Origin of the sequence: Pararhizobium capsulatum DSM 1112, from assembly GCF_030814475.1 — a bacterium.
Classification (GTDB): Bacteria; Pseudomonadota; Alphaproteobacteria; order Rhizobiales; family Rhizobiaceae; genus Pararhizobium; species Pararhizobium capsulatum.
The window spans coordinates 2,279,279-2,292,900 of sequence record NZ_JAUSVF010000001.1 but is presented as its reverse complement, the minus strand read 5'-3'; the positions used below and the strand labels follow the sequence as shown (position 1 = coordinate 2,292,900).

Sequence of the window (13,622 nt, the reverse complement as noted above, 5' to 3'; positions counted from 1 at the left end):
CCCGCCCATGGCTTCGTTCACCTGAACTCGAACCGCTCGAACTCGACGCGTTTTGGCTTCTTGCCCATTACCCGCAAACCGCTTTCGATTGCCTTTCGCAAGGCGGGTGGCCCGCAGAACCACAGGTCCGCCTCACCCGGATCGATCCCGCTTGTCGCCGCAAGACGTTCGGCATCCAACCGTCCGTCCGTTTTTGAATCATGCAGTAGGAAATTGAAATTGGCGAGTTTTTCCGCTTGTGACTGGAAGGTTTCAAGGCCGATCGCCTCGTTTTTGTCGCGCACGCAATAGACCATCTGGATATCCTGGCCCTCGTCGCCCTTCAACCGGCTTGCCATCGCCAGAAACGGCGTCACGCCGATGCCGCCCGCAAGCCAGATCTGCTTGTTGCCGCCACGACGGTGATTGAAGCGGCCATAGCCCCCTTCCAGCGTCAACCGGTCGCCAACTGTCAGCCCTTCCCTCAGCGCACGCGTAAAATCTCCGAGCGGCTTAATCGCGAAACGGACAACGCCATCATCATCCAATCCCGCGATCGTAAAGGGATGCGGTTCCCGAAGCCCCTTCTTTTTGACGCTAAAGAAACCGAACTGGCCCGGCCGGGCCTTCAGTCGCCACCCCAGTGGACGCGCCGAAACGATCGTCGCTCCCTCGTGGCGCTCGATATCGAAGACCTCATAGCGTCTCCGCCTGATCCACGGCAGAAGCTGGGTATAGAGATAGCTTGCCGTCCCGAGCATCGCGAAGACATTGAGATAGGTCGCGAGCATCGCCGTGCCGTCATAGGGCCGTTTGATGAAGGTTTGGTGGAAAGCGACGAGGATGAAGAGAATGCCGACCAACCGGTGCGTCCAGCGCCAGAGATGGTAGGGAAATTCGACACGGGTGCGCGGGATCGTCTTGACGATGCTGAGCAGAAGAAGAATGACGAAACCATAAAAGGCGTAGGTACCGGCCTCCTTTGCGAGGTCGTTCAAGCTGCTGGTCAGCGCCAGCCCCTTGAAGTTCGGGGTCACGAAATAATGGACCAGGATCAGCAGCAGAACGGTGATGCCGATGGTGCGGTGTGTTCGGTAGATGCGGTCCAGGCCACCGAAAAGGTACTCCATGAGCGGCGGCCGGGTCGCAAGGAACTGAGCGATAGCCATGCCCGTAAAGGCCATGGATGAGGCCATGAGAGAAAAGGTCGTTTCCGCATTGGTGTGGCTGACGGCCGGCACTGCGAGCAGCCCTGCAAAGCCAATCAGCAGCCATACAAGAAACGTTCCCACCGTCACGCCGTGCACCCTCCGATTCCCGCCGTTCACGACCGTTTCCCCTGCGGCAAGACTGGCAAGCAACACAGCCGCCGTCAACCGCTATCGCCGCATGACGGATCAATGCGGGACTTTATTCTGGACCCGCAAGCATTTGGCTTTGCTTAAATATTAGACATCCGCTAATTCTACCGTACTGAAGGACGTCTTCGGCTTGAGACGGAGCTTCAGCGTGCTAGCCAGGCCCGTGCTTCGTCGGCAAGTGGATGCTCCGGATGACGGCGAATGAAGAGCTCGAAGGCTTCGCGTGTGCCATGCCGCACGGTACCCTCGTATTCCTTGCGGATGGCAACTTCACCATCCGGCGCCGGAGTCATGATGCCACCGGTACCCGGTGGGTTGCTTCCAGAAGCCCCCGCGGGACAAAGAAAAGCCACAGGAATCACCAATAGAACCCCCGCAGTCAAGATTGTGCCGGCGGTATCGCGCCAAAAATTCAACATTTAGTCGGCACCTTTATTTTCCCGAAAGCTCCTGTTGTTAAAACGCCGACGAGCCAGCCGCGCAAGCGTTCGCCATCGGGCCAGACTTCCAGGTGCCAGACAGCACCTTCATACAACGTAATGTGATGACTGGAACTAGCAAGCAAACCAAGTTGATTGCGGGTGCCAACACCAATCTCATCAATGGCATTTTGTCTGGTTCGGCCTGGAGCGGAGCGAACATCACCTATGCGTTCCCGACAAGCAAGTCGAGCTACACATACAGCGGTGAGGCCGACAACAATTTCGGCGACGTATCGACCGACCAGGAAAATGCCGCGCTTTTCGCGCTGGAGCAGTCGTATGGCACAAGCGCAAATGACGGCTTTTCCGTCGAAGGTTTCACCAACATAGGCTCCTCGGCCGGAACAACCTCGACGGCAAATATTCGTCTTGCTCAATCCGATGCGGCCAGCCCGACAGCCTATGCCTACTTTCCGGCCGAATATGCGGAAGCCGGCGACGTCTGGTTCAGCACCCAATATGCGGGAACTTCAAACGATTATCGCACACCAGTCGCGGGCAACTACGCCTGGCATACGATGTTGCACGAGCTGGGCCATGCACTGGGCTTGAAACATGGTCACGAAGCCACTGGCGGCGAAGTGTTGCCGGCCGCCTATAACTCCGTTGAATACTCCGTCATGACCTATAGCGGCTATATCGGCGGCGACGGTTACGAGTATGAGAGCTTCGGTGCACCGCAGACCTATATGATGGCTGATATCGCCGCGCTTCAGCATATGTATGGCGCCGACTACTCCACCCAAAGCGGCAGCACCACCTACAAGTGGATGCCCGGGAGCGGCGATACCATGGTCAATGGCCAGGTCGCGATCGAGGCGGGCGACAATCGCATTTTTGCAACTCTGTGGGATGGCGGCGGTGAAGACACGTTCGATCTCACCGCCTACAAAACATCTCTCAATGTCGATCTTCGGCCTGGGAAATATTCCGCTTTCGACGACACCCAACTTGCCTATCTCGGCGGCGGTCCGAACAACGGATATGCGAGTGGCAACATCTTCAATGCCCTGCTCTACCATGGCAACACCCAGTCGCTGATCGAAAACGTCAAGGGTGGCTCCGGCGCCGATACCATTACCGGCAACCAGGTGACCAACAGGCTTTACGGCAATGGCGGCAACGACACGCTGAATGGCGATAGCGGCGACGACTATCTCGTGGGCGGAGCTGGATCGGACAAATTGATGGGCGGGTCCGGAACGGATACAGCTTCCTATATAGGTTCCAGCAAGGGGATCATCGCCAACCTCTTGTCACCTTCTTCGAACAGCAACGATGCCAAGGGCGACACCTATTCGTCCATCGAAAACCTTCAGGGCACGAACTATGCCGACAATCTCGCTGGCGACGACGCAGTCAACCGGTTGACCGGCGGTGTTGGCGATGACGCCCTACTTGGGAATGGAGGCAACGATACCCTGAACGGTGGTACCGGCGCGGACAAGCTGAACGGCGGAAGCGGGACGGATACCGCCACCTACTCCAGTGCAACCGGTTCCCTTGTCGCCGATCTGGCGACACCGTCGAAGAATGCAGGGGAAGCCAAAGGCGATACCTATTCCTCGATCGAAAATCTTTATGGCACGCACTACAGCGATACGCTCTCCGGAAACGCCAGTGCCAACAGCCTGGGCGGCAATGACGGCAACGATTTTCTGAACGGTCGCGGCGGTGCCGATGCGCTCTCCGGTGGCGGTGGCACTGACACCGCGTCTTACGCCGATGCGACTGCCGCCGTGCTTGCCAGCCTCACCGCCTCGTCAAGCAATACAGGTGAGGCCAGCGGAGACACATACTCCTCGATCGAGAACCTGCTCGGCTCGAAGTATTCCGACACGCTTTCTGGAAACGGCGGCGCCAACACACTTTCCGGTGGAGCGGCGAATGACAAGCTTTTCGGGGAATCCGGAAACGACATTCTGAACGGCGATTCTGGAAACGACACCCTGACCGGCGGCCTTGGCGCGGACAAGCTCTATGGCGGCTCGGGCGCGGATACGTTCGTCTTCACTTCGGCAACGCAATCGACCGTGGCCGCATCCGGGCGAGATACGATCTATGATTTTGTTTATGCGGATGGTGACCGGATAGGTCTGTCAGGGATCGACGCCAATTCCCAAAGCAAAGGCGATCAGGCCTTCAGCTATATCGGCAAGGATGTTTTCTCGGGCACTATCGGCCAACTGCGCAGCGTCCTCTCAAACGGCAAGACGCTCGTATCCGGTGACACCAATGGCGACAAGATTGCCGATTTTGCCATCTATCTGTACGACGCGATCACCTTCCAGAAGGGCTATTTCGTGCTCTGAGAAAGTGCGAAACACAAACAAAAAGGGCGGCCCAAGCGAGCCGCCCTTTTTGTTTGGTAAGCAATCGAGCGATCAGCCGACGAAAGCGCGCTCGATGACGAACTCGGCAGGCTTGCTGTTGGCCCCCTCGTTGAGGCCCGCGGCTTCCAGCAATTCCTTGGTTTCCTTCAGCATCTCCGTGGAACCGCAGATCATGCCGCGGTCGACCGCGGGGTCGAAGGCCGGAAGTTTGAGATCGGAGAAGAACTTTCCGTCGCGGATCAGGTTGGTGATACGGCCCTTAAACGGATAATCCTCGCGGGTCACAGTTGCATAGTGGCGGAGCTTGTCGCCGACGATTTCCGACAGGAATTCGTGACTGCGGATCTCGTCGATGAGATCGAAGCCATACTTCAGCTCTGCGACGTCGCGGGTCGTATGGGTGAGGATGACCTCATCGTATTTTTCATACACGTCGGGATCGCGGATCAGGCTCGCGAAGGGCGCGATGCCGGTGCCGGTCGAGAACATGTAGAGACGCTTACCGGGCGTCAACGCGTCGAGAACGAGCGTGCCCGTTGGCTTCTTGCGCAGCAGCACCTGATCACCAACCTTGATCTTCTGCAGATGCGATGTCAGCGGGCCATCCGGCACCTTGATCGAGAAGAATTCAAGTTCTTCGTCCCAAGACGGGCTTGCGATCGAATAGGCGCGGTAAACCGGCTTGCCCTCGACCATCAGGCCGATCATGGCAAATTCGCCCGAACGGAAACGGAACTCGGCAGGCCGCGTCATGCGGAAGCGGAAGAGCCGATCCGTATAATGGGTGACACTCGTCACGGTTTCCGCAAACACGCCGGCAGGCGTGGGAACCACAAATTCTTCGAGCATGGCCGGAGCATTCATCTTGGCATCATGTCCTGTAAATGGTGACTTCGGTATTCAGGTTCTGCGGATATTCCAAACACAGCCGGAATGGAAGCAATTCCGTTCCAATTATAGCCGGTTTTCGGGCATTCTCGTATGCTTCAGACTGTCGCGGGTCTCAGGAGACCCGACGCCAGCTGTAGGACTTGGCATCGGTCGATGAGCGTGCCGTCGGCTGATAATGGTTTTCGATGCCCGGCAGCCGACCTTCGGAGAGGCGCTTCAACGCCGTAGCGTTGGTCACGGCGAAGCTGTCGATGCCACAGCGCAGCATATGCGGCACCTGGTCGATCAGCACATCACCGACAGCCCGAATTTCCTTGTGAAAGCCAAGGCGCGAACGCAGAAGCGACGCATGGCTGAAAGCGCGGCCGTCATTGAACGCCGGAAACACCACGGCAACCAGCGAGATTTGCTCCAGAAACGGCTGCAGGCTCAAAACATCGTCTGCCGGGTTGATGAGCACGCCCAACCCGCTTTCTCCGGCCTGCGCCTTCTCTATGAAGGCATCCACGCCAAGGATCGCCTTTTCATTCGAACCCGCCTTGGTCTCTTCCGTTTCCACGACCCACGGGTCGTCCGTCACGAAACCGGTTTCTTTCCAGATTTTCGTCATCATACTGTCCTTGCGCCTTAGGCGGCTGCCTGTGCGCCATTGCCGTACAGCGCCTCCTTGAAGGGTTGCGGGCCAACGCGGCGATAGGCATCGAGGAATTTTTCGCCGGCATCGAGACGCAGGCCGAGATAGGTCTCGACAATCGTCTCGATCGCATCCGTTACCTTCTCCGGTTCAAAGCCACGGCCAATAATTTCGCCTATCGAGGTGTTCTCGTCGCCAGAACCACCGAGCGTGATCTGGTAAAGTTCGGCACCCTTCTTCTCCACGCCCAGCAGGCCGATATGGCCGACATGGTGGTGGCCGCAGGCATTGATGCAGCCCGAAATCTTGATCTTCAGCTCACCGATATTGGCCTGACGCTCGGGATCGCCGAAGCGCGTCGAGATTTCCTGCGACAGGGGAATGGAGCGCGCATTGGCAAGCGCGCAGTAGTCCAGCCCGGGACAGGCAATGATATCGGTGATCAGGCCGGCATTGGCCGTTGCAAGACCGATGGAGACCAGGCCACGATAGACAGCTTCGAGATCGGCCAGCGCCACATGCGGGAAGATGATGTTCTGCTCGTGGCTGATGCGGATTTCGTCGAAAGCATATTCTTCGGCGAGATCGGCAATCGCGTCCATCTGCACGTCGGTCGCATCCCCGGGGATGCCGCCGATCGGCTTCAGCGAGATCGTTACCATGCCATAGTCGGGGTTCTTGTGCGGCTGCACGTTCTGGTGAACCCAGCGGGCAAATTCGGCATCCGCCTTCTTCCAGCCCGCGAGGTTCGCCCAGCCTTCGGGACGCTGCGCCAATTCCGGCAACGCGAAATAGGTCGAGATCGCCTGGATGTCAGCTTCGGGAAGCTTCAGCTCGGTGTTCTTGAGCTGCAGGAACTCCTGCTCGACCTGACCGGCCAGCTCCTCGACGCCGGTTTCATGGACGAGGATCTTGATGCGGGCCTTGTACTTGTTGTCGCGACGGCCGTGCAGGTTGTAAACGCGCATGATGGCCGTGGTGTATGACAGGAGATCGGCTTCCGGCAGGAAGTCCTTGATCTTCTTGGCGATCATCGGGGTACGCCCCTGCCCGCCGCCGACATAGACGGCAAAGCCGATTTCACCGGCCTCGTTCTTCTTCAGATGCAGACCGATATCGTGAACCTGGATAGCTGCTCGGTCACGCTCGGCGCCGGTGACGGCGATCTTGAACTTGCGCGGCAGGAACGAAAATTCCGGGTGAACCGACGACCACTGGCGCAGGATTTCCGCATAGGGGCGCGGATCTGCGACTTCGTCGGCCGCAGCACCGGCAAAATGATCGGCGGTGACGTTGCGGATACAGTTGCCCGACGTCTGCAACGCATGCATCTCAACAGACGCCAGCTCGGCCAGGATATCCGGCGTGTCCGAAAGGCTCGGCCAATTATACTGGATGTTCTGGCGTGTGGTGAAGTGGCCATAACCGCGGTCATATTTACGGGCGATATGGGCCAGCATACGCATCTGGCGGCTGTTCAGCGTGCCATAGGGAATGGCAACGCGCAGCATATAGGCATGCAGCTGCAAATAAACGCCGTTCATCAGCCGCAGCGGCTTGAAGGCATCCTCCGCCAGTTCGCCGGACAGGCGACGTGTCACCTGATCGCGGAACTGCTCGACACGATCAGAGACAAAGGCGTGGTCGAATTCATCGTAACGATACATCTTACTCTTTTCCTCAAGCCGCCTGGACCGGGCCGCTCAGACCCTTGTAGCCGGTTGCATAGTCAATGGTCGGGCCTTCGGCACGGATGCGTTCGCGAAGACGCAAGGGACGCAACACACCATCGACCTCTTCGATGTCAATGACATTGACGTCAACCACCTTGTTATCGGCGAAAGCCGTTTTCCCGGTGGCTTCCAGCGCCGTGACAGCCTCTGCATGACGGGCGACGAAAGCGTCCTGCAGCGATTCCACCCAGTTTCCGGCGGCATCGAGCCAGACGGAGATGCCGTCCGAAAGGCGATTTGCGGTCAAGACCTTGTCTGCCATGTCAGTTCCTTGTTTCGCTTTCCTTGTGGCGCAGCACTGCCTCGCCCTTGATCGACTTGCCCCGAACCAGCGGTTCGGAGCGCTCGAAATTCGCACCCGCAACGGCATCGCCGATGATCACCATGACCGGGCCGCTGAGTTCGTCGCGATGCTCCAGATCCGGCAGATCCCGCAGTGTGCCGTGAAGCAGCCTGCGGTCGGCGCGGCTGGCATTCTCGATCACTGCAACCGTCGTTTCCGCAGGCAGCCCGGCTTCCATCAGGCGCGCGGCAACCGAGGCTGCAACGGTACGCCCCATATAAACTGAAATCGTGGCGCCTGAAATCGCCAGCCTTGCCCAATCAGGCAAAACGTCACCCGCCAGATCATGGCCAGTGGTAAAAATCAGCGACGAGGATACGCCACGCAGCGTCAACGGCAATTCAAAATCAGCCGCCGCCGCAAAGGCTGACGTAATACCGGGCACGATCTCATAGGTCACGCCCGCATCGCGCAGCGCCGCCATCTCCTCACCTGCCCGGCCGAAGACCAACGGATCGCCGGACTTCAGCCGCACGACGCGCTTTCCTTCCCGGCCAAGACGCACGAGCAGCTGATTGATCTCATCCTGTGACTTCGAATGGCAACCCTTGCGCTTGCCGACCGAAATCCGCTCCGCGTCGCGCCGCCCCTTATCGACGATCGCCTGCGGAACGAGCGCGTCATAGACGAGCACATCCGCCTGCATCATCACGCGTTGCGCACGCAGCGTCAGGAGGTCCTCAGCGCCCGGACCGGCACCAACAAGCCAGACATGGCCGGCGACCTTCTCCATCGACTGCAGCAGCTTCGTCGCCTCGCGGCGGGCTTCGGCATCCTTGCCAAGCGCCACCTGATCGGCGACCGCGCCGGAGAAAAACCGATGCCAGAAGACCCGGCGCGCAACGCCGCGGGGTAACAGACGATCGACGGCCCCTCGATAGGCCTGCGCCAATGAAGCTACGCGACCGAGCGATGGCGAAAGCAGCTGATCGATCTGCGCCCGGATCATCTGGGCGAGAACCGGCCCCGCCCCTTCCGTGCCAATCGCAACAGCGACGGGCGCGCGGTTGACCAACGCGGGCGTCAGGAAATCGCAATAATCCGGCTGATCGACGGCATTGACCGGAATTTTCTGGGCGCGAGCCGCAGCAACAATAATTCGATCCTGCGTCGCATCGCCAGTGGCAGCAAAGACAAGCGTTGCCCCATCGACCTGCGAGGACGTGAAGGCTGCGCGGATCGTCTCGATCGCATTCCGCTCAAGAAAAGTCGCAAAATCCAATTCCGGCTCGTCCACATAAACGACGATGCGGGCCTGCGTGTTCATCAACAGCCGGACCTTGGCATAAGCCTCGTCACCATTGCCGAAAACCGCCACACATTTCTGCGCAACGCGGAAGAAGGCCGGGAAAACGGTCAGCTGTTCGCTCATGATCCGGAAAGGGTCCTGTTACAGGTTTTCAGAATATCTCTTTTATAGCCGCGAAGTTGAAGAAACAGAAATTCTCATGGCCCTGCGGTCGCGTATTGTTTTACTCGACATCGCAGCCAATTGAGCAAATCTCACCGACTGTCACCGCGCAGCAACACGTTTAAGGGCAGTTGCTTCGCGGAGCGGATATCCCTTAAATGCGGCAAATATCCTAGGAGTCTCCCGACCATGCCCCAAACCGAACCCACCGCTCTGGCCGCCCGCCTGCTCTCCGTTATCGAGCACGACATCCTGCCGCTCACGGAAAAGGGCGTTGCGGCCGGCAACAAGGTGTTCGGCGCAGCGATCCTGCGTAAGTCCGATCTCTCGCTGGTGCTGGCCGAGACCAACAACGAGACGGAAAATCCGCTCTGGCATGGCGAAGTGCATACGCTGAAGCGCTTCTACGAGCGGGCCGACAAGCAGGACACCAAGGACCTGATCTTTCTCTCCACCCACGAGCCGTGCTCGATGTGCCTTTCGGCCATCACCTGGGCCGGATTCGACAATTTCTACTATTTCTTCAGCCACGAAGATTCGCGCGATGCCTTTGCCATTCCGCACGACCTGAAAATCCTGAAGGAGGTTTTCCGGCTCGAACCCGGCGGCTATGCCAAGAACAACGCCTTCTGGCACTCGGCCAAGATCGGCGATCTCATCGCGACAGCGGAACCGGCGCTCAAGGGGGAACTGAAGGAGCAGGATGCCCGCATCCGCGCCCGGTATGATGCCCTTTCCGAAAGCTACCAGTCCGGCAAATCCGGCAACGACATTCCGTTGAACTGACCAAATGCAGCCTTCCCGCGATATCAGCCGCCTCATCGAAATCATGGAAGCCTTGCGGCAGCCGGAAACGGGTTGCCCGTGGGATGTCGTCCAAACCTTCGAGAGCATCAAGCCCTATACGATCGAGGAGGCCTACGAGGTGGCCGACGCGATTGAGCGCAATGACATGGACGATCTTTGCGATGAGCTGGGCGACCTGCTGCTGCAGGTGGTTTTTCACGCGCGCATGGCCGAGGAAGCGGGTGACTTCTCATTCGGCGACGTGGTCGAGGCTGTCACCCGCAAAATGATCCGCCGCCATCCGCATGTGTTCGCCCGCTCGGACGCCGACACGCCGGAAGCGGTGAAGCTGCAATGGGATGCGATCAAACAGGCGGAAAAGGCCGAACGCCGTGCCCGCCGGGCCAAACATGGCCTGCCGGAAGACCCGGATGCCGGTTACCTCGGCTCTGTGCAGCGCAGCTTTCCGGCGCTGATCGAGGCTTTGAAGCTGCAGGAACGTGCCGCCAAAGTCGGTTTCGACTGGTCCGAACCCGAACCGATCCTCGACAAGATCGAGGAGGAAGTCGCGGAGCTTCGCGAAGCGCTGAAAAGCGGCAACAAGAGCAAGGTTGCCGATGAACTGGGCGACCTGATCTTCGCCGTCGTCAATATCGGCCGCCATGTCGGCGCGGAGCCGGAAATGGCGCTGCGCGGCACCAACACCAAATTCCGCCGCCGCTTTTCGCATATCGAGACTACGCTGGATGCCAATGGCGAGAGCCTGGAAGAGGCGACGCTGGAGCGTATGGAAGATCTCTGGCAGGCGGCGAAAGCTATCGAGCGGCAGTTAGGGTGACGGCGTTCCAGTTGCTCGCGCCCTTTTCGTAAAGGAGCGTACCTCACACTCTTCTGTCATCCTCGGCCTTGAGCCGAGGATCTTCCAGCCTCTCGTCACACTGAAGGACCAGCAGATGGTCGGGACAGGCCCGACCATGACGAGGGAGAGCGCAAACATGTCCACAAATGGACGACAAGAAACACGTACTTTTTACCAGTCTTCAGCCACGGGCCTCGGCCCGTTGCCTAAACGTCTATCGAGTTCGGCTGCCTCCGTGGCCGTCAGGCGCAGGTCGAGGCTTACGGAACCATCCTCAAGGTCGTCACGCCCGTCAATAATTGCGTGCTCGTAAATCCAAGAGAGCAATTGTAGCTTGTCCGTCGTCAAGACCACGGTAGTTTCCGTCATCACGCCAGAGAGACGCTTGCTGATTTCAGCTATCATCGCATCGACACCCTCACCTGTCACAGCAGAAACCGCGACCGTGTTTTCGCCAGTCGCAGCCTTCTGCACCAACGCCTCGTGCGCCTCTGGCTCTAACCGATCGATCTTGTTCCAGACTTCGATGATGCGTTCTGCGCCAGCCTTCTCGTCGATGCCGAGATCGGCAAGGATGCGCAGGACATCACTCGACTGAACCTGATTGTCCGGGTCCGAGAGATCGCGCACATGCAGGATCAGGTCGGCTTCCAGAACCTCTTCCAGCGTCGCCCGGAAAGCAGCCACCAGATGGGTCGGCAGGTCGGAGATGAAACCGACGGTATCGGAAAGCATGACGGTGCGGCCCTGCGGCAGCTTCATGCGCCGCAGCGTCGGATCGAGCGTGGCAAACAGCATGTCCTCGGCCAGAACGCCTGCGCCAGTGATGCGGTTGAACAGCGTCGACTTGCCGGCGTTGGTATAGCCGACCAGCGCCACGATCGGGTGCGGCACCTTTTTCCGCTTGGCACGGTGCAGCTGGCGGGTGCGGCGCACCTGCTCCAGCTCCTTTTCGAGCTTCAGGATCTTTTCCTGCAGAAGCCGACGGTCGGCTTCGATCTGGGTTTCACCAGGGCCACCGAGGAAGCCTGCGCCACCGCGCTGACGTTCAAGGTGGGTCCAGCTGCGAACCAGCCGGCCCTTCTGGTAATTGAGATGTGCAAGCTCGACTTGCAGCGTGCCTTCCTTGGTGGAGGCGCGGCGGCCGAAGATTTCGAGGATAAGGCCCGTCCGGTCGATGACCTTGGCGTTCCATTCCTTCTCGAGATTGCGCTGCTGAACCGGCGTCAGCGGGTGGTCGACAATGACAAGGCCGGCATTGTGCTCGGTCAGCAGGTGGCCGATTTCCTCGATCTTGCCTGTACCCAGCAACGTACCGGGCTTCGGCTGCGCGACCGGGACAATCAGCCCCTGCACGACTGTCAGGTCGATGGCCAGAGCAAGCCCAACAGTCTCTTCGAGACGGCTTTCATCGGAACGGGTTGTCGTCGGCACAGAAGGATCGGCCGCAGCTTGGCGGCCGGTTTTCTTCAGAACCGGAACGACGACGAGAGCGCGCATGTCATCACGAAGCTTTTCCAGCTCCGGGATGATCGACGACGATTTGGTATCACGTTTGGTAATGTCAGGTGTCCTGTCAGGAAGCGGATTCTTCGCTCTCGAACATCTGCATCGGCTGACCCGGCATGATGGTCGAGATGGCGTGCTTGTACACCAGCTGCGAATGACCGTCACGACGCAAAAGCACACAGAAGTTGTCAAAAGACGTGACGACCCCTGTCAGTTTCACACCATTGATAAGAAAAATCGTCAAAGATATTTTCTGCTTGCGGACTGTATTGAGAAAAAGGTCCTGCAGGTTCTGAGAACGTTCCGCCATGGCGCCGCTTCTTTCTTATTTGCCGGTTCCGATTAACCGGTTGATTATACGATTCGAATGCCCCAAACACCGCCAGCTATGAAGTTCACGGCATCTCCCCGGATTTGGTATCAAATCAAAGTCTTCTCCGCAACGTCGAAAAAGGCTTCGCGGATTTTCTGCGCCGTGCTGCCGGGATGGCCGTTGGCGATCGTGTGGCCGTCCACAGTCACGACCGGGAAGCAAATACTGGTCGCCGCGGTGATAAACACCTCCCGTGCGGCCAGCATTTCCTCGACGGTGAAGGCGCGCTCCTCGATTTTAAGCCCAATTTTGGTTGCCACATCCTGGAGCGTCGTGCGGGTAATGCCGCGCAGGATGCCGTGATCGGCGGGGCGAGTTCTCAGCACTCCGTCCTTGTCCACGATCCAGACATTGGTGGCCGCTCCTTCCGTCACCTTTCCGTCCGTATCGACGTAGATCGCCTCCTGCGCACCCGCCTCCTTGGCATCTTGGCGCGCCAGCACGTTAGACAGAAGGCCGACTGTCTTGATATCCACCCGATCCCATCGATTTTCAGGCATGGTAATGGCGCGGATACCGTCAGCATTCTTCCGGGCGATCAGCGAGGCATCCGTGCGCTTTGCCGTCACAACCAGCGTCGGCGGCGTGTGGGCTGCTGGAAACACATGATCCCGCCGTGCGGCACCGCGCGTCACCTGCATGTAGAACAGCCCGTTTTTGACATGGTTGCGGCGGATCACATGGCGGATGATCCCGACCAATGCCTTGCGTGACATCGGGTGATTGATGCGGATTTCCGACAATGAGCGGTCGAGACGATCCAGATGGCGGGTCAGGTCCACGATATAGCTGTTCCGGATTTCGCAGACCTCGTAGACACCATCGGCAAACTGGAAGCCACGATCCTCGATCGAAACGCCTGCGTCAGCCGTGCGAAGATAGGCCCCGTTTACATAAGCTATTCTCGTCATGCCCGCCTCCGGGTTTG

Annotated in this window: 13 protein-coding genes; 3 read left to right on the top strand and 10 right to left on the bottom strand. The window is 58.7% G+C overall.

From position 1 onward, the window contains the following. Nucleotides 1-17: 17 nt before the first annotated feature. Both QO002_RS11215 and QO002_RS11210 read right to left on the bottom strand, forming a co-directional pair. Nucleotides 18-1,307 (bottom strand): ferredoxin reductase family protein, encoded by a 1,290-nt coding sequence (locus QO002_RS11215; RefSeq protein WP_307229623.1) that lies wholly within the window; start codon nt 1,305-1,307, stop codon nt 18-20. Nucleotides 1,308-1,483: 176 nt separating this feature from the next. Beyond that, nucleotides 1,484-1,633: a tetratricopeptide repeat protein gene (locus QO002_RS11210; protein WP_307229621.1), complete on the bottom strand. Its 150-nt coding sequence runs from the start codon at nt 1,631-1,633 to the stop codon at nt 1,484-1,486. A gap of 251 nt (nt 1,634-1,884) precedes the next feature. Here QO002_RS11210 and QO002_RS11205 point away from each other — a divergent pair, with 251 nt between their 5' ends. Further along, on the top strand, nt 1,885-4,134 hold the full coding sequence (locus tag QO002_RS11205; protein WP_307229619.1) for a M10 family metallopeptidase C-terminal domain-containing protein: 2,250 nt from the start codon (nt 1,885-1,887) through the stop codon (nt 4,132-4,134). Nucleotides 4,135-4,206: 72 nt separating this feature from the next. Here QO002_RS11205 and QO002_RS11200 read toward each other — a convergent pair whose 3' ends face one another. From QO002_RS11200 to cysG, 5 genes are all read right to left on the bottom strand, one after another. Then, complete coding sequence (locus tag QO002_RS11200) at nt 4,207-5,019, bottom strand: ferredoxin--NADP reductase (protein ID WP_307229617.1); 813 nt, start codon at nt 5,017-5,019, stop codon at nt 4,207-4,209. A 139-nt stretch (nt 5,020-5,158) separates the two neighbouring features. Then, nucleotides 5,159-5,656 carry a DUF934 domain-containing protein gene (locus tag QO002_RS11195; protein ID WP_307229616.1) on the bottom strand — a complete coding sequence of 166 codons (498 nt, stop codon included), beginning with the start codon at nt 5,654-5,656 and terminating at the stop codon, nt 5,159-5,161. 17 nt (nt 5,657-5,673) lie between these two features. Beyond that, nucleotides 5,674-7,347 (bottom strand): nitrite/sulfite reductase, encoded by a 1,674-nt coding sequence (locus tag QO002_RS11190; protein ID WP_307229614.1) that lies wholly within the window; start codon nt 7,345-7,347, stop codon nt 5,674-5,676. Between the two features lie 13 nt (nt 7,348-7,360). Continuing rightward, nucleotides 7,361-7,675: a DUF2849 domain-containing protein gene (locus QO002_RS11185; RefSeq protein ID WP_307229612.1), complete on the bottom strand. Its 315-nt coding sequence runs from the start codon at nt 7,673-7,675 to the stop codon at nt 7,361-7,363. 1 nt (nt 7,676) lies between these two features. Beyond that, nucleotides 7,677-9,128 (bottom strand): siroheme synthase CysG, encoded by a 1,452-nt coding sequence (gene cysG / locus QO002_RS11180; protein WP_307229611.1) that lies wholly within the window; start codon nt 9,126-9,128, stop codon nt 7,677-7,679. Between the two features lie 228 nt (nt 9,129-9,356). On the opposite strand from cysG, the gene QO002_RS11175 reads away from it, so the two are divergent. Next, nucleotides 9,357-9,953, top strand: coding sequence for a deaminase (locus QO002_RS11175; protein ID WP_307229609.1), 597 nt, complete (start codon nt 9,357-9,359; stop codon nt 9,951-9,953). Nucleotides 9,954-9,957: 4 nt separating this feature from the next. Then, nucleotides 9,958-10,791, top strand: a complete 834-nt coding sequence (gene mazG, locus QO002_RS11170; protein WP_307229607.1) for a nucleoside triphosphate pyrophosphohydrolase — start codon at nt 9,958-9,960, stop codon at nt 10,789-10,791. A gap of 192 nt (nt 10,792-10,983) precedes the next feature. Here mazG and hflX read toward each other — a convergent pair whose 3' ends face one another. The 3 genes from hflX to QO002_RS11155 form a co-directional block, all read right to left on the bottom strand. Further along, on the bottom strand, nt 10,984-12,312 hold the full coding sequence (hflX, locus tag QO002_RS11165; RefSeq protein ID WP_307229605.1) for a GTPase HflX: 1,329 nt from the start codon (nt 12,310-12,312) through the stop codon (nt 10,984-10,986). 76 nt (nt 12,313-12,388) lie between these two features. Continuing rightward, nucleotides 12,389-12,631: an RNA chaperone Hfq gene (hfq, locus tag QO002_RS11160; RefSeq protein ID WP_018325164.1), complete on the bottom strand. Its 243-nt coding sequence runs from the start codon at nt 12,629-12,631 to the stop codon at nt 12,389-12,391. A gap of 110 nt (nt 12,632-12,741) precedes the next feature. Further along, on the bottom strand, nt 12,742-13,605 hold the full coding sequence (locus tag QO002_RS11155; protein ID WP_307229577.1) for a D-amino-acid transaminase: 864 nt from the start codon (nt 13,603-13,605) through the stop codon (nt 12,742-12,744). Nucleotides 13,606-13,622 lie beyond the last annotated feature (17 nt).

Coding starts and splice junctions, on each gene's coding strand:
- QO002_RS11210 (WP_307229621.1), bottom strand. CDS start 1,633: ATGACTCCGGCGCCGGATGGTGAAGTTGCCATCCGCAAGGAATACGAG.
- QO002_RS11205 (WP_307229619.1), top strand. CDS start 1,885: ATGACTGGAACTAGCAAGCAAACCAAGTTGATTGCGGGTGCCAACACC.
- QO002_RS11200 (WP_307229617.1), bottom strand. CDS start 5,019: ATGAATGCTCCGGCCATGCTCGAAGAATTTGTGGTTCCCACGCCTGCC.
- QO002_RS11195 (WP_307229616.1), bottom strand. CDS start 5,656: ATGACGAAAATCTGGAAAGAAACCGGTTTCGTGACGGACGACCCGTGG.
- QO002_RS11190 (WP_307229614.1), bottom strand. CDS start 7,347: ATGTATCGTTACGATGAATTCGACCACGCCTTTGTCTCTGATCGTGTC.
- QO002_RS11185 (WP_307229612.1), bottom strand. CDS start 7,675: ATGGCAGACAAGGTCTTGACCGCAAATCGCCTTTCGGACGGCATCTCC.
- cysG (WP_307229611.1), bottom strand. CDS start 9,128: ATGAGCGAACAGCTGACCGTTTTCCCGGCCTTCTTCCGCGTTGCGCAG.
- QO002_RS11175 (WP_307229609.1), top strand. CDS start 9,357: ATGCCCCAAACCGAACCCACCGCTCTGGCCGCCCGCCTGCTCTCCGTT.
- mazG (WP_307229607.1), top strand. CDS start 9,958: ATGCAGCCTTCCCGCGATATCAGCCGCCTCATCGAAATCATGGAAGCC.
- hflX (WP_307229605.1), bottom strand. CDS start 12,312: ATGCGCGCTCTCGTCGTCGTTCCGGTTCTGAAGAAAACCGGCCGCCAA.
- hfq (WP_018325164.1), bottom strand. CDS start 12,631: ATGGCGGAACGTTCTCAGAACCTGCAGGACCTTTTTCTCAATACAGTC.
- QO002_RS11155 (WP_307229577.1), bottom strand. CDS start 13,605: ATGACGAGAATAGCTTATGTAAACGGGGCCTATCTTCGCACGGCTGAC.